Below are 22243 nucleotides of genomic sequence, written 5' to 3' on the forward strand. Positions count from 1 at the left end.
GCTTTTTTTATAAAATTACTGTACGGTCGTTGATAGAGACTAGTGGTTAACAATCTTTTCTTAACCTTGTAACAATTGAAAGTCAAGTAATACTAACCAGTAACCAAACCAACCAAGTGAGTACAACTCTTGAAAAAGAATTTGTTGAACAGCTAGAGACTAATCAAAATATCGTCCACAAGATTTGTAGGCTTTATACGGATAATCAGGATGCCCATAACGACCTGTTTCAAGAGGTAACGATCCAGTTGTGGAGAGCCTACCCAAAATTTAGGGGTGATTCAAAGTTCTCTACATGGATGTATCGTGTTGCCCTGAATACGGCCATCACGCTGTATCGCAAGTCAAAGCGTCGTGTAAACACGCAGCGCTTTGACACAGTCGAATTCAAGATTGAAGACACGACTGAAGATGATGAAACCATGGAGCAATTGACCTTGTTATACGGCGCCGTCAAACAATTAAATGATATAGAAAAAGCTCTGGTTTTTCTATATCTGGAAGATAAAAATTACCGTGATATTGCGGAAACCCTAGGAATAAGTGAGGTCAATGCACGAGTGAAGATGAACAGGATCAAGACCAAGCTAACTAAAATCATAAATCCATAAAACCCATGGATCAATTAGATATACTTAAATCAAAATGGCAGGCGCAGTCCACTGACTATCCTACCTACTCAAGAGAGCAGTTGACGCCCTTGCTGGCAAGCAAATCCAGCAGTATCGTCAAGTGGCTTTTTTATATTGCCATTGGGGAATTTATATTTTTCGTTTTATTGAACATCTTGCTTTCTGATAGCGAGTCTACCGAGATGAGCATTAGTATCATGGGCGAATTCTTGTTTTATGGCTCCTATGTACTACATTATGTAGCTATTGGAATATTTATTTATTTATTCTGGAAAAATTATAAGAATATCTCAGCGAGCCAACCCACGCGCAGTCTCATGAAGAACATTTTGAAGACTAGAAAAACCATGAAATGGTATATCTGGTACAATTTGATTTACATCATGCTGTTTGGTGTTATTGCTACTTTATTGATTGTAACAAATGACCTTGAGTTTGCAAAATTGATGAATCAACCGAATTTTGCTGAACACAAACAAACATTAGTTATAGGATATATAGTTTCTATGTTTGTGATACTGACCGTTATCTGTGCTGTTCTTTATGGTTTTTACAGCTTGATTTACGGTATTCTACTAAGACGCTTGAAGAGAAATTATCAGGAATTGAAGAAGATGGAGGTTTGATGTTTGAATGATTGCTTTTTAAAATTAACGAGCTACACCCATCTAGATCTTCCCTCAAGGGAAGACTTTTTTATAACGATTGAAAAGTTTTCCCTTGAGGGAAATGTCTCGGTTTGACCGAGACAAAGGGTGTTGCGCATGAGTAGACTACAATCTGCCTACTGAAAACCATCAACTAATATACTTCCACAAACCTTTCTTGTTTTGCAAATGGTTCATGACGCGACGTACAGATTGATGCTTGTCTAGTCCTATCGATGGATCTTCATTCAGAAATTTGATCGCTGCGTTTCTTGCTTGTGCTAGTAACTCGTTATCCTTTACAATATCTGCGATGCGCAGCTCCATCACGCCGCTTTGTCGGGTTCCCATGATATCGCCTGGACCTCGTAGTTTGAGGTCCACCTCAGCAATTTCAAAACCATCTGTCGTTCTTACCATGGTTTCCAGTCTGGTTTTAGCCTCAGCACTCAACTTGTGACTAGTCATTAAAATACAGTAACTCTGGTCTGCGCCGCGTCCTACTCTGCCGCGCAGTTGGTGCAGTTGTGATAGCCCAAAACGCTCAGCGCTCTCGATAATCATTACACTGGCATTGGGCACATTAACACCAACTTCAATGACCGTTGTAGCGACCATGATCTGCGTTTCACCCTTAACAAATCGTTGCATCTCATAATCCTTGTCATCGGGCTTCATCTGGCCATGAACGATACTCACCTGATACTGCGGATTAGGAAACTCGCGCACGATACTTTCATAGCCATCCATCAAATCCTTATAATCTAGCGTTTCAGATTCCTGAATTAACGGATATACGATATAGACTTGTCGGCCTTTAGCAATCTCATCCTTGATAAATTTGAATACGCGCAGTCGGTCTTTATCATACCTGTGAACGGTTTGTATCTCCTTGCGACCTGGCGGTAATTCGTCAATGATAGATATATCGAGATCACCGTATAGACTCATAGCCAAGGTACGCGGTATAGGTGTTGCCGTCATCACCAACACATGTGGTGGAAAATCGTTTTTCTTCCACAGCTTTGCGCGTTGAGCGACGCCAAATCGATGCTGCTCATCAACAATCGCCACACCTAAATTTTGAAACTTGACTTTATCTTCTATCAGCGCGTGAGTTCCTATTAAAATATTTAAACTGCCATCTTCCAATTCTTCATGAATTACTCGTCTGTCTTTTGTCTTTACAGATCCAGTAAGCAACGAGACATTCAAACCCGTAGGTGCTAATAATTCTGAAACGCCAGCATAGTGTTGCTGGGCAAGAATCTCAGTAGGTGCCATGATGCAGGCTTGGAATCCATTATCAATAGCTAGCAAACAAGTTAAGACTGCAACAATGGTTTTACCAGAACCTACATCACCTTGCAGCAAGCGGTTCATGTGCGATCCATTTGCCATGTCTGCCCTTATTTCTTTTACCACGCGTTTTTGGGCGCCCGTAAGCTCAAAAGGCAAATTATAATTGTAGAAATTATGAAAATGGTCGCCTACGGTTTCAAATGCATAGCTTTTGATTTTGGTTTTTCTGATTCTGTTTTGCAACAGCAATTCCATTTGAATAAAGAATAATTCTTCAAACTTCAGGCGCTTCATGGCTTGCTGCAACGCCTTATTACTTGATGGGAAATGTATCTGATGCATTGCCTCATTCTTGCTCATGAGCTGCTGGTCACGCATCAAATCGTCAGGTAGCGTCTCAAAAAACGCACTTTTGATTTCGGAATATAATTGACGCATCAATCGTACAAAGTATTGATTGGTCAACTTACGTTTGACCAATTGCTCAGTCGATGGATAGATAGGCGTCATGGCTGTGTGCTGCCTACCCTTAAATTCCTTGAGCAGTTCTATATCTGGATGTGCGATGCTGTACATGGATCCGTAGCGAGAAACCTTGCCGTACACTACATAAACCTCATTGGTCTTTAAACTGTCTTTAAAGAACTTCTGACCTTTAAACCACACGAGTTCCATGCGACCAGAGTCATCTGCAAGAGTAGCAACGAGTCGTGTGGCTTTTCCTGCGCCAGCCGTTCCTATGGAAATTAATCTACCTATTACCTGAACTTGTGCTGCTTCAGGAACGAGCTGTCCTATTTTGTGAAACTTGGTGCGATCCACATACCTATTGGGAAAAAAGTTGGCTAGATCGCCGTAGTTTGTGATGCCTAATTCCTTGCGCAACAAATCTGCACGAGCTGGTCCTACACCATTTAGGTAATCGATAGGCGTGGTAAGAAAGTTGATAGGCATGCTCGCAATCTATACTCAAAGGTAGCATTGTACCTGCAAACAATCAACGCATGGTTAAACCTTGATCATACAAAACAGTCACATGCATGGATCCTCAAATAGAGGTATGACTTTTGTATTTTGCCAGTCCATGAGATATTTTTTTATTGCCCTTTTATTTTCTTTTTCCACCATCCTAGACGCTCAAGGAATCGAGCAGCCCAAGGTAGATTTTATTACTGCTACCGCGCAGGTTGAAGTCGATACAAGCATCACGTATATTAAGGGATCGGTTTCGTTTGAAATTCAGATTTTGGAAGATGTTGATACGCTCAAAATCGATGCAAGGAACTTAGATGATTTTCAAGTTACGTCTAGCACACATCCTGATCTTGCAAGCAGTAAGAATGATGCAGAAATTGTTGTGGTATCATGCTTTCGCGAAAGCAAAACAGCCCAAATCACTATCAACTACACAGCGACACCAACGCAGGCTCTATACTTTATTGACAAGGATGCTGACGGAAATTGGGACCAAGCGTGGACGCAAGGTCAAGGTAAATACACGAGTAACTGGATGCCAAGTATTGATGATGTGAACGAGAAAATGATTTGGGATATTTCGGTCATCGCACCCAACGGTCTCACGGCAATCGCCAATGGAAAACTCCTATCCAAAACCAGCGATCAAGATGCCACGACATGGAATTATGACATGACTAGACCCATGTCTAGTTATCTGCTCGCTTTGGCCATAGGCGATTATGCATCGCAATCCAAAAAATCAGAACGCGGCACACCACTTCAATTTTACTATTATCCAGAAGATAAATCTAAATTATGGTCCACCTACCAGCAGTCTGTTGAGATATTTAATTTTCTTGAAAAGGAAATAGGGATTGCTTACCCATGGCAAAACTACAAGCAAGTACCTGTCAAGGATTTTTTATATGCTGGTATGGAAAATACTGGAACTACCTTTTTTGACGACCAGTTTGTCCAAGACGCTGCTGGCGCGATAGATCGCAGCTATGTAAATGTCAATGCGCACGAGCTGTCACATCAATGGTTTGGAAATCTTGTGACTGCTCAATCAGGTGAACATCACTGGCTGCAAGAAGGATTTGCAACGTACTATGCACTATTAGCAGAGAAAGAACTTTACGGCAACCAGCATTTTATGGTCAAGCTCTATGAAAACGCTGAGGCTCTTGCAGACCAAACAAGAACTGGAAAAAGCATTGCCCTACTCGATCCCAAGGCTAGCTCACTCACTTTTTATCAGCATGGCGCCTGGGCAGCACACGCCTTGAGAGAATTGGTTGGTGATGCTGCTTTCAAGAAAAGTATCAAGGAGTTTTTACAGGAGTACTCTTTCAAGAGTGCGAGCACAGATGATTTGCTCAATATTATGACGGCAAACTCTGGCAAGGATCTTTCCTATTACAAGAAGACCTGGCTACTGTCTGAGCAATTCCCATCACAAGAAGCCTTGAGATTGTTGCGCGCAGATAAATTTATGGAAGAGTACTTGCAGTTACTGGCTAGACGTATTTCACCATTTGAAGATGCTTACAATAGTTATAAGGAAACCCTGAAATATCCTGTGAGCAAGGAAATGGTATTGGAAATGATCGCACAGCTTAATCTGCATGACGATTACCGCAAGTACAGTCTACAATCAACTGCTGCGTCTATCAATAATGCAGAAATTAGACAGTTGATCGCACTTACTACCAGAGAAGTCACGCCTGATAATCAAAACCTAGTCGCCGAATTGCTATTGGACAAATCCTACCTGACGCGAGAAAGCGCGATGTACCTGCTGTGGAATGCGGCGATCAACAAAGAGAAAATGCTGCGTACCGCATGGTCTGCATGGGATACCACAAATGAATCGCTAGAGATGGCATGGCTGGTATTAGCGATTAATACCGATGGCTTTATCGATCAAGAAAAATTGAGTTTTACCACTAGACTGCAGCAATTTACAGCTGCTAGTTTTGGCATTGAAACTAGAATGGCGGCTTTTGATTATCTAAAGGCTCTGGACTTTTTTGCGGAAAGTAATTATATTGATCTGCTGAACTCGGCAGCGCATCATAACTGGCGTTACTATACTTATGCTCGCAATTTGATAAAAGAATTACAAAAAGATCCTAAACACGCAGCTGCGCTAAAAGCTGCGATGGATCAGGTGAACGATAAAGCGAAAACAAAACTGGAACAAGTCCTAGACCTAGAGTAACTCCATTACTTCTTTACGAACCACGCTCAGCGCGGTTTCACTAGGCACACGACCGTCCATAAATTCATTGATGATAAGATTGCGCAACTCATCTGCGGTTTGCGTTTTATCACTCAAGGCGATTTGTCTTATTTTTTGAATGGTTGAGTTCTTTGCAGCTCGCACCACGTTCCAGCAATCATCAGTCACATAAATCTGTTGCGCGATGTTATGATCGTATTCCTGTTCAATACTAGCAACGAGCATGTTTTCATATTGAGCTTTACTCACATTTTCTGGCGAGGTGCGCACCAACAGACTGTTTGGCTTGATGCGTTCTAGAAACAAAGTAAGCCGTTCATAGGCAGCAAGTCTAGTTGGTAAAGCCTGCGCTTTTGTTTCCTTGAGAATATGATATTTCCTACGGTTTTCTTCATTTCCTAAGAATGACGAAATCAAGAAATAAGCTACAACGCCTACAATGATAGCAGGAACGATAGCAATGAGTAATTGGGCTGTAGTGATTGTCAAAATTTGAAATTATTTAGATCCACCTAGATGCACGCAATCCTTGAGATGCTGCATGCTTTGAAAAGCGACAGGTGATTTTTGATATTTGTATGTGTATTCCAGCGTTTGGGTCATGTTGTTGTCACCTATACTCACATCTACATCACGCATATCAAATTGGCATGGATGCTCATAACCGGCAGCATGTGTAATTTCCAACACTTCTTTATTGAATTTCTTAAAATAGCTAGCAAGTCGATCTGCTTTTTCTGGAACGACGATTCCTCGCTGCAACCACTTGTTTTGAGTAGCAACACCAGTAGGACAGGTATTATTATGACAAGCCTTTGCCTGAATACAGCCTATGGAAATCATCGCCTCGCGAGCTACATTGATACAATCGGCACCCATAGAAAATGCCATCGCGGCTTTGGCAGGAAAACCTAATTTACCACTAGCTACAAAGACAATATCATCAGTCATATCTCTAGCTTGAAATACTTGATATAAGCTGGAAAAACCGTAGACCCATGGTAGCGAGACGTGATCTGCAAAACTAGGTGGAGCCGCACCAGTGCCGCCTTCACCACCATCTATAGTTATAAAATCCGGGCCTTTACCTGTCACTTTCATGATATCTGCCAGTTCTTCCCATTGTTCTAGCTTGCCTATCGCCGCTTTAATTCCTACGGGCAATCCTGTTTCTTGCGCTATGCTTTCTACAAACTCAACCAGACCATCGATGCCTTCAAAAGCTGTGTGCGATGGTGGTGATAGCACATCTTTACCCATAGGTACATTGCGTATCTCACTAATTTCTTTGGTTATTTTAGAACCTGGCAGTACGCCACCTTTTCCAGGTTTGGCACCTTGCGATAATTTTACCTCAATCGCACGCACTTGTGGATGATCTTTTACTAGCTGCTTGAGTTTTTCCATGGAAAAGTTTCCATCGTCATCTCGCACGCCAAAGTAACCCGTACCAAAATGAAAAACCACATCTGCACCGCGCTTATGGTATGGTGACAAACCACCTTCACCAGTGTTGTGGTAAGCATGTACTTTTTTGGCACCATGATTCATCGCATCAATAGCCTTGGCGCTCAAACTACCGTAACTCATGGCACTAATATTAATGATGCTGGCAGGACGGTATGGTCTTTTTCTGTTTTTGGCCGCGCCCATGACCTTGGCACAAGGAACAAAATCTGGCTCTTTATCTACCTGACTTCCTTTCTCAACCTTAAAAGGCACCATGGCGTTATTGATAAAAATGTATTGGTGCGAGTAAATATCCCGATCAGTTCCAAAGCCCTCGTAGTTATTCTCATCCTTGGCACTTGCATAAATCCAACCACGCTCAATTCTATTAAATGGTAATTCCTCGCGATTATTTGCTACAATATATTGGCGTAATTCTGGGCCAATGCTCTCCAGCCAGTAACGCGCATGACCTACCACAGGAAAATTGCGCAGAATGATATGATTCTTCTGGAAAATATCTCGGATTGCTACTAGAACAATAAAAAACAACAGATACCAATACCACGCGATACTACCCAAAAACTCTAATACAGATTCCATTTAAATTTTAATAGAGCCTAAAAGTACGATATGCCTGTGGGTTTTTCATAATCGTCTATCGATGCAATAAGGCTTGTTTTGATTACGCTTTCGCGAAAGCATAATCACCCGAATCGAACTAACAAAAAACAAGAATCATCGTGGATAAAAATCTCACTGCACGCTGGTTGAAACGAAAGCCAAAACGTATCTTGTACATCGCCATAAATTTCACCCGATTTGCAAGACTATTTATCCCAACTTAATGAGGCTCAACGACTTCCCGTTTTACAAAAGGAAGGACCCATGATTGTAATTGCTGGTGCAGGCTCTGGAAAAACCAGGGTTCTCACGTTGCGCATCGCCTACTTGATGCAACAAGGCGTAGATCCGTTCAATATCCTCGCACTTACCTTTACTAACAAGGCAGCACGTGAGATGAAAAAGCGTATTGCAGATATCGTGGGACAAAGCGAAGCCAAGAATTTGTGGATGGGAACCTTTCACTCGGTTTTTGCTCGTTTGTTACGCATGGAAGCAGACAAGCTGGGCTACCCATCGAACTTCACCATTTATGATTCTCAAGACTCGCAACGTTTGACCAGCGCGATTATTAAGGAAATGGGACTGGACAAGGATGTGTATAAATACAAGCAAATATTTTCGCGTATTTCCAGCATGAAGAACAATCTGATCACGGTGCGCGCTTATTTCGCCAATCCAGAATTGATCGAGGCAGACGAGATGGCTCGCAGACCACGTTTTGGCGAGATCTATAGAGAATATGTCGAGCGTTGTTTTAAGGCTGGCGCGATGGATTTTGATGATTTATTGCTTAAAACCAACGAGCTAATCAATAGATTTCCCGATGTGCTAGCAAAATACCAACATCGATTCCAGTACATACTGGTGGATGAGTATCAGGATACTAATCACTCGCAATATTTGATTGTTAAGGCGCTATCAGACAAGTTTCAGAATATTTGTGTGGTAGGTGACGATGCACAGTCTATATATGCTTTTCGAGGTGCGAACATCAATAACATTCTCAATTTTCAGCGAGATTATGATAATGTGCAGGCTTATCGTCTTGAGCAGAATTATCGATCCACCAAAAATATTGTCGAAGCCGCAAATTCCATTATAGAGCACAACAAAACTAAACTTGACAAAGTAGTCTGGACGTCTAACACAGATGGTCCCAAAATCGTGGTGCATCGACTCATGAGCGATGCAGAAGAAGGTAGATATGTTGCCAGCAGTATCTGGGAAAACAAGATGAACCACCAGCTCACCAATGATAAGTTTGCTATCCTGTATCGCACAAATGCACAGTCGCGTGCGATGGAGGACGCGTTGCGCAAGCGTGATATTCCTTATCGTATTTATGGCGGATTAAGTTTTTACCAGCGTAAAGAAGTAAAGGATGTGCTGTCCTATTTGAGATTGATTGTCAATCCTAAGGATGAAGAAGCACTTAAAAGAGTCATTAATTATCCAGCGCGAGGTATAGGCGCCACTACTATGGATAAACTGATCGTTGCTGCCAAACAATACGACCGCAGCATCTTTGAAGTGATTGAAAATATTGATAGAGTTGACATAAATATCAACGGCTCTACCAAAACCAAGCTGCGCAACTTTGCCACCATGATCAAGAGTTTTCAAGCACTTGAGGAAACTCAAAATGTATTCGAACTCACAGAGTATGTCATCAAGAAAAGTGCATTACTAACTGAGCTTAAAAAAGACGGTACCCAAGAAGGTATCTCTCGCATAGAAAACATCGAGGAACTGCTCAATGGTATGCGAGATTTTGTAGAAGGACAAAAAGAAGTCGATGAAGCGCGAGGCTCATTGGCAGAATTCCTGGAAGATGTCGCCCTCGCAACAGATCTTGATAATGATAAAGGTGATCAAGATCGTGTGTCACTTATGACCATTCACCTATCTAAAGGACTGGAATTCCCGTATCTATATATAGTAGGGCTGGAAGAAGACTTGTTCCCTAGTGCCATGAGTATGAATACTCGTGAGGAATTGGAGGAAGAACGCAGACTCTTTTATGTAGCTCTCACACGTGCAGAACATCAAGCGTATTTAACGTACACATTAAGTAGATACCGTTGGGGAAAATTAGTGGATGCGGAACCCAGCCGTTTTATAAATGAGATTGACGAGAAGTATCTTGAGTACACCACGCCTATGGATGATTACCGCTATAAAAGCGCGCTTACCGATCATCTATGGGACGAACCAGACAAATCAAAACTGCGTCAGAGTAAGCCCAAGAATGGGACGCCACCTACAGTCAACAAACCTAGCGAAGAACAAATACGCAAATTGCGTAAAATGAGACCAGTCTCTACGGCAGATTCTAACGCCAATAGAAAACCAGGTTTTGAAGGCAAACTGGAAGCTGGAATGATTGTGGAGCACGCACGTTTTGGCCGTGGTGAGGTTGTCAACCTTGAAGGCGTTGGCGGCGAAAGAAAAGCAGAGATTAATTTCAAGGTTGGTGGTTTGAAAAAATTATTACTACGTTTTGCAAAATTGGATGTTGTTGATTCTTAATTGAGTTATTCTTATTAAATCACACGTTCCCTAGAGAAATTCGCAGTGATTTAGAGGTCAAATCTTAAAATTTGATGTTTTGAATCATTAATATTCATAACGAATTGCGATGCTGGCAATCTTCACGACTTTAGCCAGCTTAATTTGTGATGTATGAATAATGCCTTTATTAAAGGAACTGGATCTTATGCTCCAGAAAATGTAGTGAAAAATGATTTTTTTGAATCCGTAGGATCAAACGATGCGTGGATTTATAAAAATCTAGGAATTAAAGAAAGACGTATCTCTACTGGTGAGACCACCAGCGATCTTGCCACCCAGGCAGGAAAAAAGGCGATAGAAAATGCAGAACTTAGCGTTGATGATATTGACCTTATCATACTAGCTACCGCAACACCTGATAAACTGGCTCCATCCTGCGCGTGTTTTGTTCAAGAAAAACTGGGTGCTTTTAATGCAGTGGCTTTTGATATTTCTGCAGTTTGTAGTGGTGCTGTTTTTGCCACTGCTACCGCTGTCCAATTTATCAAGTCCGGTATGTATAAAAATGTACTGGTGATAGGTGCAGACACGTTTTCTAACATTACCGACTGGGAACGTCGTGACTCGGTATTTTTTGGCGATGGTGCTGGCGCGATGGTGATTTCGCATACTACAGAAGACAAAGGATTCATCGATTTCTTATTACATACAGATGGTCGCGGTAAAGATTGCTGGAATATTCCAGCTGGTGGCTCGCTGACGCCTACCACAACTGAAACCCTAGATCAAGGGTTACAGTATTTTCAAATGGATGGCCCAGCGGTTTATCAAACGGCTGTTGATGTGGTGCCTAAGTCCATCAATAAAATACTAAAACTCAACAATCTCCATATCGATCAAATCGACCATTTGATACCGCATCAACCTAGTGTGCGTATTCTGCAAAGTGTAGCTGAAACCGTTGGATTACCATGGGAAAAAGTGCATACCAATATGGATCGATACGCTAACACTTCCGGTGGCACGATTCCCATCATGCTGGATGAGGTACATCGACAAGGCCTTTTTGAAAAAGGGCAGCATGTGCTCTTTGCCGCGGTAGGTGCTGGCTGGACTTGGGGCACGGCGATATATAAGTGGTGATGAGATAATTTGATGATTTGATGATTTGGTGATGCAGTGATTTGGTGATATGTTGATGTGATAATGTAGAAATTGAAAATAGCACCTAAGTTATCACCTGTCTTTCAAAGACAACGGTCACACACTTTGAACAAAGAATCAACTTTGAAAACATGATAATGCCTATCGAATATCGAATATCGAATATCGAATATCGAATTACTGAATAACGAGAACAACTGTCAACTGTCAACTGTCAACTGTCAACTGTCAACTGTCAACTGTCAACTGATTACTGATTACTGATTACTGATTACTGATTACTGATTACTGATTACTGATTACTGATTACTAAAAACTGTCAACTATTAACTGACAACTGATAACTGACAACCGTAAACTGTCAACTGATTACTAAAAACCAACCACCATGCTAGAAGGAAAAACATATTTAATTACAGGAATTGCAGACGAGCACTCGTTGGCGATGTACACGGCTCGCGAGATTATTAAGAATGGCGGCAAGGTTGTTTGTACGGGTCTTGGCGTCAGTAAACATCATAGTGATCTCTCAGATAAAGCAAAAGCTTTTCTCAACCAAAACTATGAGGATTTCAAACAATCAGTTCAAAAAGAATTGGGCGATAGTCATACTGCCATACTGGACGTTACCATCGATGCAAATATTGAGAGCTTTGCACAGGAATTGGCAGATAAAAACATCAAACTAGATGGTTTCCTGCATGCTATTGCCATGGACAAAACCATACGCAAGAAAGAGGTAAAACCACTGATTGATGTGACGCTTCAGGAGTTTTGCGATACTATGGATGTGAGTGCTTATTCATTAATAAGTGTTACCAGACATCTTATAGAAAAAAACGTGTTACAAAAAGGTGCGTCGATCTGTTCCTTAAGTTACATCGCTGCGGCAAAAGTTACTTTTCATCCTTACCGAAACATCAGCATCGCAAAAGCCGCACTAGAACGTATCACCGTTGAACTTGCCGATGAGCTGGGCCGTAAACACCAGATGCGCTGCAACGCCGTGCGATTTTCACCTTTCATGGGCAGTAAGGCTGGTAATGCAACCTTGCGCCCAGAAGATGTTGAAACATCCAACCGTATGAGTCCGCTGGGCAATGCGCGTCCGGAAGATCTCGCGTTTGAAATTGTCCACCTTTTTAGACCAGAAAGTCGCATCACGGGCGAGATACGTCATGTTGACGGCGGCTACCATATCACTGGTTAATTTGTTGATGGGTTGTTGTTGTTTTGCTTTCGCGAAAGCAAAATATCCACTTACCTTAGCATATAAAACGAGCAGTAATGAAGAATCTGGCATTCCCTATCAATTTCAAATTTAGAGTCTCCACACTCGCTAACGATTTTACCGCAACAGATGCGGATGGTCGCGTGGTAGCTTATGTGCGCCAGAAAATGTTTAAGCTCAAGGAAGCGATCACCATTTACAGCGATACTACCAAAAGTGAAATACTGTACACCATACAAGCCAACAAATGGCTGGACTGGAGCGCGGCTTATGCCATGACAGATGTCAATGGGAATCAACTAGGTAAAATTGCACGCAAGGGCTGGCGTTCCTTATGGAAGGCAGAATATGCCATCATCGACCAAAACAACAACCATCAATACACGTGTAAAGAGGCTAGCGCCTTTTCTCGCATCGCAGATTCAGTTGTTGGAGAAATTCCTGTGCTGGGATTTTTCACGGGTTATCTCTTCAATCCTACCTATAATGTAATTGATAATAATGGTGATATCGTCGCTAGACTTAAAAAGGAACAGTCCATGCTGGGAAGAAAATTCCAGGTGATCAAGCTAACCGATCTAGATCCTGATGATAAAGAACGTATCATGTTAGGTCTCATGATGCTGGTATTATTAGAGCGCAGAAGAAGTTAATTTTAAAAATAACTACTATAAAGCAAGCTTTAGTTTTCACCTGTATTTTCCACAGTATTATAATTATAGCCTTTCCAAGTGGACATGGTTATGGTATTATGCCTTTTATTGAAATTATTAGCGTTATCCATTCTGTGAATGCAGAACTAGGAATAGACTCTTTTGAAAAACAAATTATATTACTGAGCTTGCTATCATTGTTAGCGAAAATTGTGTTTATCAGCGCTGTATTTTTTCAATCGATAAAGAAAAACAAATTTATCATACCGATCGGATTACTTTTCATGGCTATCTCTTTTATCAGTATTACTATTGCAACCTTTAAATACAACCTATTTGTCTTTACTTTAATGATTTCGAGCTCAATTCCATTCTTGATGTTTTATGGTAGACTCGTTCATAAATATTACCTATCGAGAAAGAACTTGTCAAACTGATCGAGCTATATTTACCGTAAACACTGTAAAATTGTACGAGTCCACCTATCCCAAAAAACGATTCAACATTACGCTAGATTTTCTATCTAAACATGTCTCAAAAGATGAGACGATTTTAGATCTGGGCGTAGAAAATCCGTTTACATCTATTCTAAAGGAGCAAGGTTATAGTGTGCAAAATACTTCTGGCGAGGATCTGGATGATGATGTGAGTACTGTCGCAGGATTTGATGGTGACGTTGTTACCGCTTTTGAAATCTTTGAGCATCTAGTCAATCCTTATGGCGTTCTCAAGGCCATACCATGTGATAAATTGCTGGTGAGCGTGCCATTAAAATTATGGTTTTCTAGTGCTTATCGCAATAAGAACGATATACGTGATCAACATTATCATGAGTTCGAGGACTGGCAGTTGGACTATGTGCTTGACAAAGCTGGCTGGGAAATCAAAGACAGCATCAAGTTTACAAATCCCACAAAGAAACTGGGTCTGCGACCACTCTTGAGAACATATACACCGCGATATTATCTAGTTTATTGTGAGCGTAAATAATCAAACCATGCGCATTGCCATCATCATTCCTGCTCATAATGAGGAAGCTTTTATTGCTCAAACTTTGCAAAGTCTTGTCGATCAAACCTTGAAACCCAGCAAGGTGATAGTAGTCAGTGATAATTCTACAGATGATACGGCAGCAATAGCTGGATCATTTCAAGATAAATTGCCGCTACAGGTGATTGAGGATTCCAGCAGCGCACAAAATGTTCCAGGTAGTAAAGTTATCAATGCATTTAATAAGGGTCTCGAGATAATCGACCCAGAGAAATACGACCTTATTTGCAAGTATGATGCAGACCTTATATTTCCATCAAATTATCTGGAGATTGTGGTGTCACGCTTCCGCGAAAGCAAAATCACAGGAATGGCAGCTGGACATTGTACTATTTTGAAAAATGGTCAATGGGTAGTAGAAAACCAAAACAATCCAGATCATATAAGAGGTGCACTCAAGGCGTATCACGTTGATTGCTTTAAACAAATAGGTGGTTTGCGCGCCACGATAGGTTGGGACACGATTGATGAAATGTTAGCCAGATTTTATGGCTGGCAGGTAGTAACTATTGACAATTTATATGTCAAGCATTTGAAACCTACAGGAGCAGCCTATCATAAAAAGTCTAAGTTCCTACAAGGCGAGGCTTTCTATAAAATGCGATATGGCTATTTATTGACAGCAATTACTGCGATTAAAATGGCTGCTAAACACAAAAACGCAACAATTTTCTATCACTACCTCAAAGGTTATCAACTAGCCCAAAGAAAAAACCTTGAACCAATTGTGACACCAGATCAAGGTCGTTTTATTAGAAAATACCGTTGGAATGGTATTAAGAAGAAACTAGGCTTCTAGAAATTAAAAGACATTCCAAAACTCAGATTGAACTGATTGTTCAATTCTTCTGCTGGTGTTAAGTCGTCAGAATCATATTTGGCAAACGGTACTTGAAGCTCTGTATACAATCCAAAACCATCTGTAAAGAAATAGCGACCACCTAGATGTCCACCAAAATTCTTGGTACCAAAACTAAGTCCTGGGTATACATCAAACATTTCAGAAATGCCAATGACGTTACCAATGTTTGCATTGAAACGCAAGCGTAGATCTGCTCTTTGATCAAAATCTGCATCTTCTACTTCATCACTTATTCCCAGAGCATAAACGGTTGCAATACCAAAGGAGATATTCTCACCCACTCCATAATCATAAGTGGCTTGAATACCAGTAGCATTATCTTGAAAGTTGGCGCCTATCTGGAATTTAGAATCACCTTTACCTGTAAAAGCCTGACCCATAGATACAGTCGTTGCAAGTAGCGCCAGGGCAAGAATTAGATTTTTCATAGTTGTTAATTTGTGCGCAAATATAGAAATATAGCTTACCCTACAATTGTTTTAAAGCTTTTGTTAACGGTTTACCTGTTGCACTATTTGGGAAACTTATTTGTAGCAAACTAGAAATAGTCGGTGCAACATCAGTTATTGAAGTACGATCTGTGCTGCGGCCTTTTTGTATGCCATACCCATAAAATAACAATGGTACGTGCGTATCATAACTTTGTAAACTACCATGTGTAGAACCTTTATCACCATACACGATCACAGCTGGATCTAGTACAAAGATTACATCACCACTGCGTTGCTGATGAAAACCTCGTTGAACCATAGCTGCCATACCACCAGTAAAACCAGTTGAAACCATAGCCGTTCTGGTGTATGCTTTATCAATTCCAGGATAATTGCGGGCAAAAGACGCGATAAACTCTTCAACCTCTTGAGAACTCGCATCGATACTCTCAACAGACTGCATATTTAAAAACACCTGGTCATTACTTACATTTCTTATAAGCTTACCATTCCCAAACTTTTCAGTCAATGCTGTGTCTAGATCTCTCACAAAATCACGCTCGTTAAAGTAGCCAGCATTAAATTTTTTCTCCTTTAAATAAGCGGGAACATTGACCGCGCCGTGATCTGCGGTAAGAAATACGGTATAATTACCATCACCTACTTCTTGATCCAGATGGTTGAGTAATCTAGCAATATCTTTATCTAGTCTCAGGTAAGTATCCTCGATCTCAACGCTGTTCACGCCATATTGATGACCTACATAATCGGTACTTGAAAAACTTACCGCTAAAAAATCTGGAGTGTTGTCTTGCCCCATTTGCTCATTGGTAATAGCTGCAATGGCAAAGTCTGCCACAAAGCTGTTACCATAAGGTGTAGATTTAATCAGGCTATAGTTGCCATTTTCTGCAGCCAGATTAGCTAGATCATAAGGAAATATAGCTTGTTCCTTACTGCGCGGTGCTCGCTCATAATCGTTCAAATCTGGACCGCTAGCTAAATATGTTTCTATAGGATATAGTGTATTCCACTCCTTTAAATATTTTGCAGCAGGGTTGCTGTTATTAAATTGTTGTACCCATAACGGTGCCGCGTCCATGTAAAAAGAACTACTTATAAATATACCTTTGTCGCCACCACGCATCCAGTAAGCGGCATCTGCCGCGTGTCCTGCTGGTAAAATTGCGCCGCGATCCTTGATGGATATTCCTATCACTTTGGCGCGACCTTGAGTAAACAGCTCTAGCTCATCAGTCACCGTAGATGATAGCAACCTGCGTGGAGACATCTTTCCTTCTTTATCATCCTCAATTCCTATGGAAACCACATTTGCATCATCGGTATTATAAATATATTCTCCCTTGAATTTATCATACCAGTTGTTCCCGATGATACCATGATCTGCTGGAGTAGTTCCTGTATAGATGGAAGCGTGACCTGGTGCCGTATAAGTAGGTATAAAATTGTAGTGGTTATTGGTAAAATTAAAGCCATCCTTCATGAGACGCTTGAAACCGTCGTTGCCATACCGACTATAAAATCGAGTCAAATAATCATAGCGCATTTGATCCACGACAATTCCTACAATTAATTTTGGTTGTTCAAGAGCATCCTGTTGAGGAGCCTCTATCGCAGTACTATCGATGGTCGACTCTTCATTAGGCTGTCGAGGATTTTGCTTTCGCGAAAGCGTGCTACCACAACTAACCATAAACAGGGAAATGAGTGACAGAAATACCAATTTTCTCATGAACAAATTTTTCTCAAAAGTAAGCATTGAAAGACGGCGCAAGTTTAAGAAAGGATTAAATCGACCCTTAAGAAATTGTGCTACTTTTACCCCACATGAAACTACTGAGTAACTTAGGAAAGTACATGATCATGCTGTTTGAGGTTTTTAGGAGACCTACAAAACCAGTGGTACTCAAAGAATTGATCCTTAAAGAAATTGATGACCTAATAATAGGATCATTAGGAATAACAGCTTTTATCGCATTATTTATGGGTGCGGTTGTAGCACTACAAACATCACTTAATCTTAATAATCCATTGATCCCTAAGTCATTGATAGGATATGCGGTAAGGCAATCCATCATTCTAGAGTTTGCGCCTACGGTTATTTCCATTATCATGGCAGGTAAGGTTGGATCTTACATTACCTCAAGTATAGGTAGTATGAACGTTACTGAGCAAATTGACGCGCTGCGAGTCATGGGTATCAACCCACTTAACTATTTAGTTTTTCCTAAGATTGTTGCGATGTTGTTTTATCCGTTCTTGATTGCCGCAATTATGTTTGTGGGAATTTTGGGTGGTTTTATGGCTGCCGTTTATGGAAATCTTGTGAGTGCTGAGGATTTTATCATAGGACTGCAAGACAGCTTTATTCCTTATCAAATTGCATATGCCTTTATAAAAACTGCAGTTTTTGGAATCATACTAGCAACTATACCTAGCTATCACGGTTACTTCATGAAAGGTGGAGCACTCGAGGTAGGTAAAGCTGCTACCACATCATTTGTATGGACCTGTGTGGCCATTATTATCGCCAACTATCTGCTAACCCTAATCTTGCTGTAAATGTTAGAAATTAAAGAATTACATAAAGGCTTTAGTGGTGAAGAAATTCTTAAGGGAATAACGGCAACCTTTGAACAAGGTAAGACTAACATGATTATAGGTGCCAGTGGATCTGGTAAATCTGTTTTTTTAAAATGTATGTTAGGGCTATTCACACCAGATCAAGGCGAGATCATATATGACGGTGAGCGCCTCAATGAGATGGATGAAGATCGACAAAAAGAACTGCGTATGGAAATGGGTATGCTTTTTCAGCATAGTGCGCTTTTTGACAGTATGACGGTTGAGGAGAATGTAATGTTCCCACTGCGCATGTTTACCAAAATGAGAAAAAAGGAACGGCTAGAAGTAGCTAATGACATTCTTGAGAAGGTTGATTTAACAGGTCTGAACCAAAAAATGCCTAGTGAGATTTCTGGTGGTCAACAAAAACGTGTTGCGCTAGCGCGTGCGGTTGTAAATAGACCTAAGTTCCTATTTTGTGATGAGCCCAACTCTGGGCTGGATCCTAAAACGGCAACCATCATTGATAATCTAATTCAAAAAGTCACCCACGAGTCAAATATTACAACGGTAATCATTTCGCACGACATGAATTCTGTTCTTGAAATCGGTGAAACCATAATTTTCTTGAAGGACGGTAAAATCGTGTGGAATGGAAATAACAAGAAAATCTTCAAGACAGATAATGAGGCCGTTACAGACTTTGTTTACAGCTCTGAATTATTTAGAAAAGTGCGTATCGCACAAAACGAAGGTATTGCTACTTAATTTGCAGCAGGCTTACTTTCTAATTCTCTTATTTGCAGGCTATCAGATTTCATGCGATAGGTAAGCCATGACTTAAGACGTTCATTGATTTGCGCCTTTTGTTTATCGGTAGCAACGTCGTACTTATAAACTACGGTAAATACATCAACGGTATCAATTCTTGTAGTTTCAAGATCACTTATCAGACTAGGTGAGAACGAAATACTCTTCAACTCAGGATATAGTAATTTTAGTTCTTCTTTAATAGTTGTAAATCCACGAGAAGCAGCCTGTAAATTGGTGATCTCGCGCTCTAGTGCGATAATTCTAGTATCGCGATCCTGCAATAGCTTAATATCGTTGATACGTTCTTCTTGCAATAAAGTGATGTCTTCATTATTGGTATTGTCAAATGATGCTGGTCTGGTTCCTTGATAAAAATTACAGGTAATTCCTTGCAGCTTCTCAATCTTATTGAATTTCTCTTTCCATTGAGCGATCACTAGATCTGGCACAGGTGCACCAAATAATATGATGTCGAGCGTATTTGCCGCCGGATTCCACTCTGATGTGGCACGCACGCCAGCATAGTCGATGTTTTCCTCTAGATATTCTGCTACTAGAGCTTTTTGAATCTGTTGTTGGTATAATTGATAAAACAACCACACCGATGGTAAAAGAACCACGATACCTACCGCGGTTGCAATGCGAGAAACCTTTTTGCGGTGCTTCTGGTTGGCATACTTAACCATTGGGAAACGCAGCAGTTTACAGACAACAAAGGTTGATAGACCTATAAAGACCGTATTGATAGAAAACAAGTACATCGCTCCACCAAAAATGGCGATGTTCCACTCTGCAATTCCGTAACCTGCGGTACACAATGGCGGCATCAAAGCAGTCGCAATGGCTACACCAGCAATGGCATTAGATATGGTTCCCTTTTTGGCTTTGGCAACAATAAGAGCTAGACCACCAAAAATCGCGACCAAAACATCCAGTATAGTAGGATACGTACGTGCTTGTAGCTCACTGGTATATTCTGAAATAGGCGTGAGTGCAAAATACAATGTCGCGGTAATCAACGATAAACCTACCATGACACCTAGGTTTATTAATGATCTGCGCAGCATGCGCTCGTCATTGATGGCTGTACCTAGACCCATTCCTACAATAGGTCCCATAAGAGGTGAGATTAACATGGCTCCTATCACCACCGCTGTTGAACTTACATTCAAACCAATGGATGCCACAAAAATGGAGAAAATCAAAATCCACGCATTGTGACCCTGAAACGAGATATCCTTGCGCACAGATTCTATAGTCTCGTTGCGGTCAGAATCTTCACGTATGTCGAGCAAATTATGCATGAAATCCTTGGCATTATCCCATATTCCCAGGATCGCCTTTTGATTCTCTTCCATGGATTGCTCTTCCTTTTTTTCCTCTTCTATCATGCGATATCGCTGCCGTATTTCTTGACAGCCTGTTTTCTTATTTGTTTGATTTCCTGATCGCGATTCTTCGGCAAAATCATCAACACGTCGTTTTGATCTACAACTATAAAATCCTCAAGGCCTTCTATAATTACCTTTTTACCGCTGGACGTCAGGATCATATTACCACTAGCGCTTTCACTCAATAAATCTGCGCCTACCACGGCGTTTTTACGATCATCTTTTTCTAATTGCTGGTACAACGTACTCCATGTTCCTAGGTCATTCCATCCAAAATCAGTCGGTAACACATACACCTGATCACTGCGCTCCATAATGGCATAATCAATAGAGACGTCTTTTGCTTGGCTGTAATTATCGTTGAGCCAGTCTTGTTCTTGAGCTGTATTGAAGCAAGAAGTTCCTTGCTTGAAGAGCTGTAGTAAACTTGGTTCCGCTTTCGCGAAAGCTGAAACTACACCATTAACAGACCACACAAACATACCAGCGTTCCACAAATAGTTACCTGACGCTAGGTAAGCGGTCGCGGTATCCAGATCTGGCTTTTCTTTAAATTGTTTTACCTTCTTGACCTCTTGATCGCTGCGTACATACTCGATATAACCATAACCAGTATTAGGAGACGTGGGCTGCACACCTAGTGTGAGTAAGGCATCACGATGCTCATCGCAAAAACGAAAAGCCGTCTCTAGATCCTCCTGAAATTTATCTTCTTGACCTATAAAACTATCGCTAGGTGCGACCACCATCACAGCATTGGGATCTTTCTTCTCTACCTTGAGAGCAGCAAGTAAAATACAAGGAGCCGTGTTGCGCATAGCTGGTTCACCGACTATATTCTCCTTAAGAACCTGTGGCAACTGCTCTTGAACCAACGATATATAATCCTCATTAGTAAGTATGAGTATATTCTCAACGGGTACCTGCTTTATGAGTCGATCATAGGTGCTTTGTATCAAGGATCTACCAGTGCCCAGCATGTCATGGAATTGCTTAGGAAAATCCTGTTTGCTTACTGGCCAAAACCGTGATCCCACGCCACCAGTCATGATTACTGCATATTTCTTACTCATACCGGTTTGTATAATTGTACTTGAACATTAGGCTGGAAAAGATACATTTTTCCTGTGGCTACCTCGACACATTGATACCGCTTGCGCAATTTGTTACCACGCTTGAAGGTGCGTCCTTTCATGGCTTTGAACAAGGCGCCACGTTCTAATTCAAATATATAGATTTTATCACTAGGTGGATCATAGGATCGCAGTGCTACACTCATAACCGAATCTGTATCGCTACTTGCTCTAGGATTTTTAAAGTGCCGTGCCATGACTGGCAATAAATCAGTTGGGAAAACCTCTGGTCTCAGGAACGGCAGCATCAATTTTTGGAAGGTCATCTTCCACTCTATTCCATGAGGTTTAATACGGTAGCCGTATTTTTTGAATGCTACCAGATGCGCTATCTCATGTACCAACGTTACTAGAAACCTGTATGGATTGAGATTTGAATTGATCGTGATGCGGTGCGATCCATCGGGCAGTGGTCTATAATCTCCATGCCTGGTAGCACGTTCATTGACAATTTTAAGATGGACATGATATGTCTCCAGCAAGGTTGTCAATGGCTGTACGGCGAGAGCTGGCAAGTATTTATCTAGTACTGCCATTCTTTAATACATGTAACGACCTT

The 22243-nt window shown here is 41.1% G+C and carries 19 protein-coding genes; 11 read left to right on the top strand and 8 right to left on the bottom strand.

Annotation, left to right across the window (positions count from 1 at the left end; genetic code table 11):
* Window positions 1–116 precede the first annotated feature (116 nt).
* The gene (locus EJ995_RS10880) at window positions 117–611 is read left to right on the top strand and encodes an RNA polymerase sigma factor (protein ID WP_126448429.1); all 495 of its coding nucleotides are present in this window, start codon (window positions 117–119) and stop codon (window positions 609–611) included.
* Window positions 612–616: 5 nt separating this feature from the next.
* On the top strand, window positions 617–1258 hold the full coding sequence (locus tag EJ995_RS10885) for a hypothetical protein (RefSeq protein ID WP_126448431.1): 642 nt from the start codon (window positions 617–619) through the stop codon (window positions 1256–1258).
* Between the two features lie 171 nt (window positions 1259–1429).
* Here EJ995_RS10885 and recG read toward each other — a convergent pair whose 3' ends face one another.
* Complete coding sequence (gene recG, locus EJ995_RS10890; protein WP_126448433.1) at window positions 1430–3535, bottom strand: ATP-dependent DNA helicase RecG; 2106 nt, start codon at window positions 3533–3535, stop codon at window positions 1430–1432.
* Between the two features lie 130 nt (window positions 3536–3665).
* Between recG and EJ995_RS10895 the strand changes: the two genes are divergently transcribed.
* Window positions 3666–5762, top strand: coding sequence for a M1 family metallopeptidase (locus EJ995_RS10895; RefSeq protein WP_164549907.1), 2097 nt, complete (start codon window positions 3666–3668; stop codon window positions 5760–5762).
* Here the strand turns inward: EJ995_RS10895 and EJ995_RS10900 are convergent.
* Complete coding sequence (locus EJ995_RS10900; RefSeq protein WP_241234636.1) at window positions 5754–6272, bottom strand: DUF7935 family protein; 519 nt, start codon at window positions 6270–6272, stop codon at window positions 5754–5756. The genes EJ995_RS10895 and EJ995_RS10900 overlap by 9 nt on opposite strands.
* A 9-nt stretch (window positions 6273–6281) precedes the next feature.
* Window positions 6282–7835, bottom strand: a complete 1554-nt coding sequence (locus EJ995_RS10905; protein WP_126448436.1) for an FMN-binding glutamate synthase family protein — start codon at window positions 7833–7835, stop codon at window positions 6282–6284.
* A 219-nt stretch (window positions 7836–8054) separates the two neighbouring features.
* Between EJ995_RS10905 and EJ995_RS10910 the strand changes: the two genes are divergently transcribed.
* From EJ995_RS10910 to EJ995_RS10935, 6 genes are all read left to right on the top strand, one after another.
* On the top strand, window positions 8055–10388 hold the full coding sequence (locus EJ995_RS10910) for an ATP-dependent helicase (RefSeq protein ID WP_126448437.1): 2334 nt from the start codon (window positions 8055–8057) through the stop codon (window positions 10386–10388).
* 153 nt (window positions 10389–10541) lie between these two features.
* Entirely contained in the window at window positions 10542–11513 is a 972-nt protein-coding gene (locus EJ995_RS10915; protein ID WP_126448438.1) for a 3-oxoacyl-ACP synthase III family protein, read from the top strand.
* Between the two features lie 409 nt (window positions 11514–11922).
* Window positions 11923–12744: an SDR family oxidoreductase gene (locus EJ995_RS10920; protein ID WP_126448439.1), complete on the top strand. Its 822-nt coding sequence runs from the start codon at window positions 11923–11925 to the stop codon at window positions 12742–12744.
* Between the two features lie 77 nt (window positions 12745–12821).
* Window positions 12822–13418: an LURP-one-related/scramblase family protein gene (locus tag EJ995_RS10925; protein ID WP_126448440.1), complete on the top strand. Its 597-nt coding sequence runs from the start codon at window positions 12822–12824 to the stop codon at window positions 13416–13418.
* Window positions 13419–13886: 468 nt separating this feature from the next.
* Window positions 13887–14408, top strand: coding sequence for a methyltransferase domain-containing protein (locus tag EJ995_RS10930; RefSeq protein ID WP_126448934.1), 522 nt, complete (start codon window positions 13887–13889; stop codon window positions 14406–14408).
* Window positions 14395–15267, top strand: coding sequence for a glycosyltransferase (locus EJ995_RS10935; protein WP_317126803.1), 873 nt, complete (start codon window positions 14395–14397; stop codon window positions 15265–15267). The genes EJ995_RS10930 and EJ995_RS10935 overlap by 14 nt, the downstream gene beginning before the upstream one ends.
* On the opposite strand, the gene EJ995_RS10940 is transcribed toward EJ995_RS10935, so the two are convergent.
* Both EJ995_RS10940 and pafA read right to left on the bottom strand, forming a co-directional pair.
* Window positions 15264–15758 (bottom strand): DUF6646 family protein, encoded by a 495-nt coding sequence (locus tag EJ995_RS10940; RefSeq protein ID WP_126448441.1) that lies wholly within the window; start codon window positions 15756–15758, stop codon window positions 15264–15266. The genes EJ995_RS10935 and EJ995_RS10940 overlap by 4 nt on opposite strands.
* Before the next feature lie 40 nt (window positions 15759–15798).
* On the bottom strand, window positions 15799–17514 hold the full coding sequence (gene pafA / locus EJ995_RS10945; protein ID WP_126448442.1) for an alkaline phosphatase PafA: 1716 nt from the start codon (window positions 17512–17514) through the stop codon (window positions 15799–15801).
* 95 nt (window positions 17515–17609) lie between these two features.
* Between pafA and EJ995_RS10950 the strand changes: the two genes are divergently transcribed.
* Window positions 17610–18344: an MlaE family ABC transporter permease gene (locus tag EJ995_RS10950; RefSeq protein ID WP_126448443.1), complete on the top strand. Its 735-nt coding sequence runs from the start codon at window positions 17610–17612 to the stop codon at window positions 18342–18344.
* Window positions 18345–19115, top strand: coding sequence for an ABC transporter ATP-binding protein (locus EJ995_RS10955; protein ID WP_126448444.1), 771 nt, complete (start codon window positions 18345–18347; stop codon window positions 19113–19115).
* Here the strand turns inward: EJ995_RS10955 and EJ995_RS10960 are convergent.
* The 3 genes from EJ995_RS10960 to EJ995_RS10970 are packed head-to-tail and all read right to left on the bottom strand — an operon-like array spanning window position 19112 to window position 22220.
* Entirely contained in the window at window positions 19112–20551 is a 1440-nt protein-coding gene (locus tag EJ995_RS10960) for a DUF389 domain-containing protein (RefSeq protein ID WP_126448445.1), read from the bottom strand. The genes EJ995_RS10955 and EJ995_RS10960 overlap by 4 nt on opposite strands.
* Window positions 20548–21624: a mannose-1-phosphate guanylyltransferase gene (locus tag EJ995_RS10965; protein WP_126448446.1), complete on the bottom strand. Its 1077-nt coding sequence runs from the start codon at window positions 21622–21624 to the stop codon at window positions 20548–20550. The genes EJ995_RS10960 and EJ995_RS10965 overlap by 4 nt, the downstream gene beginning before the upstream one ends.
* Complete coding sequence (locus EJ995_RS10970; RefSeq protein ID WP_126448447.1) at window positions 21621–22220, bottom strand: SprT-like domain-containing protein; 600 nt, start codon at window positions 22218–22220, stop codon at window positions 21621–21623. The genes EJ995_RS10965 and EJ995_RS10970 overlap by 4 nt, the downstream gene beginning before the upstream one ends.
* Window positions 22221–22243: the final 23 nt, after the last annotated feature.

It is taken from the genome of Nonlabens ponticola (assembly GCF_003966335.1).
Taxonomy (GTDB): domain Bacteria; phylum Bacteroidota; class Bacteroidia; order Flavobacteriales; family Flavobacteriaceae; genus Nonlabens; species Nonlabens ponticola.

Excerpts from the sequence above, each read along its gene's own strand:
- EJ995_RS10950 (WP_126448443.1), top strand. The coding sequence starts at position 17,610 with ATGAAACTACTGAGTAACTTAGGAAAGTACATGATCATGCTGTTTGAG.
- EJ995_RS10925 (WP_126448440.1), top strand. The coding sequence starts at position 12,822 with ATGAAGAATCTGGCATTCCCTATCAATTTCAAATTTAGAGTCTCCACA.
- recG (WP_126448433.1), bottom strand. The coding sequence starts at position 3,535 with ATGCCTATCAACTTTCTTACCACGCCTATCGATTACCTAAATGGTGTA.
- pafA (WP_126448442.1), bottom strand. The coding sequence starts at position 17,514 with ATGAGAAAATTGGTATTTCTGTCACTCATTTCCCTGTTTATGGTTAGT.
- EJ995_RS10885 (WP_126448431.1), top strand. The coding sequence starts at position 617 with ATGGATCAATTAGATATACTTAAATCAAAATGGCAGGCGCAGTCCACT.
- EJ995_RS10920 (WP_126448439.1), top strand. The coding sequence starts at position 11,923 with ATGCTAGAAGGAAAAACATATTTAATTACAGGAATTGCAGACGAGCAC.
- EJ995_RS10940 (WP_126448441.1), bottom strand. The coding sequence starts at position 15,758 with ATGAAAAATCTAATTCTTGCCCTGGCGCTACTTGCAACGACTGTATCT.
- EJ995_RS10970 (WP_126448447.1), bottom strand. The coding sequence starts at position 22,220 with ATGGCAGTACTAGATAAATACTTGCCAGCTCTCGCCGTACAGCCATTG.
- EJ995_RS10955 (WP_126448444.1), top strand. The coding sequence starts at position 18,345 with ATGTTAGAAATTAAAGAATTACATAAAGGCTTTAGTGGTGAAGAAATT.
- EJ995_RS10960 (WP_126448445.1), bottom strand. The coding sequence starts at position 20,551 with ATGATAGAAGAGGAAAAAAAGGAAGAGCAATCCATGGAAGAGAATCAA.
- EJ995_RS10895 (WP_164549907.1), top strand. The coding sequence starts at position 3,666 with ATGAGATATTTTTTTATTGCCCTTTTATTTTCTTTTTCCACCATCCTA.
- EJ995_RS10905 (WP_126448436.1), bottom strand. The coding sequence starts at position 7,835 with ATGGAATCTGTATTAGAGTTTTTGGGTAGTATCGCGTGGTATTGGTAT.
- EJ995_RS10915 (WP_126448438.1), top strand. The coding sequence starts at position 10,542 with ATGAATAATGCCTTTATTAAAGGAACTGGATCTTATGCTCCAGAAAAT.
- EJ995_RS10965 (WP_126448446.1), bottom strand. The coding sequence starts at position 21,624 with ATGAGTAAGAAATATGCAGTAATCATGACTGGTGGCGTGGGATCACGG.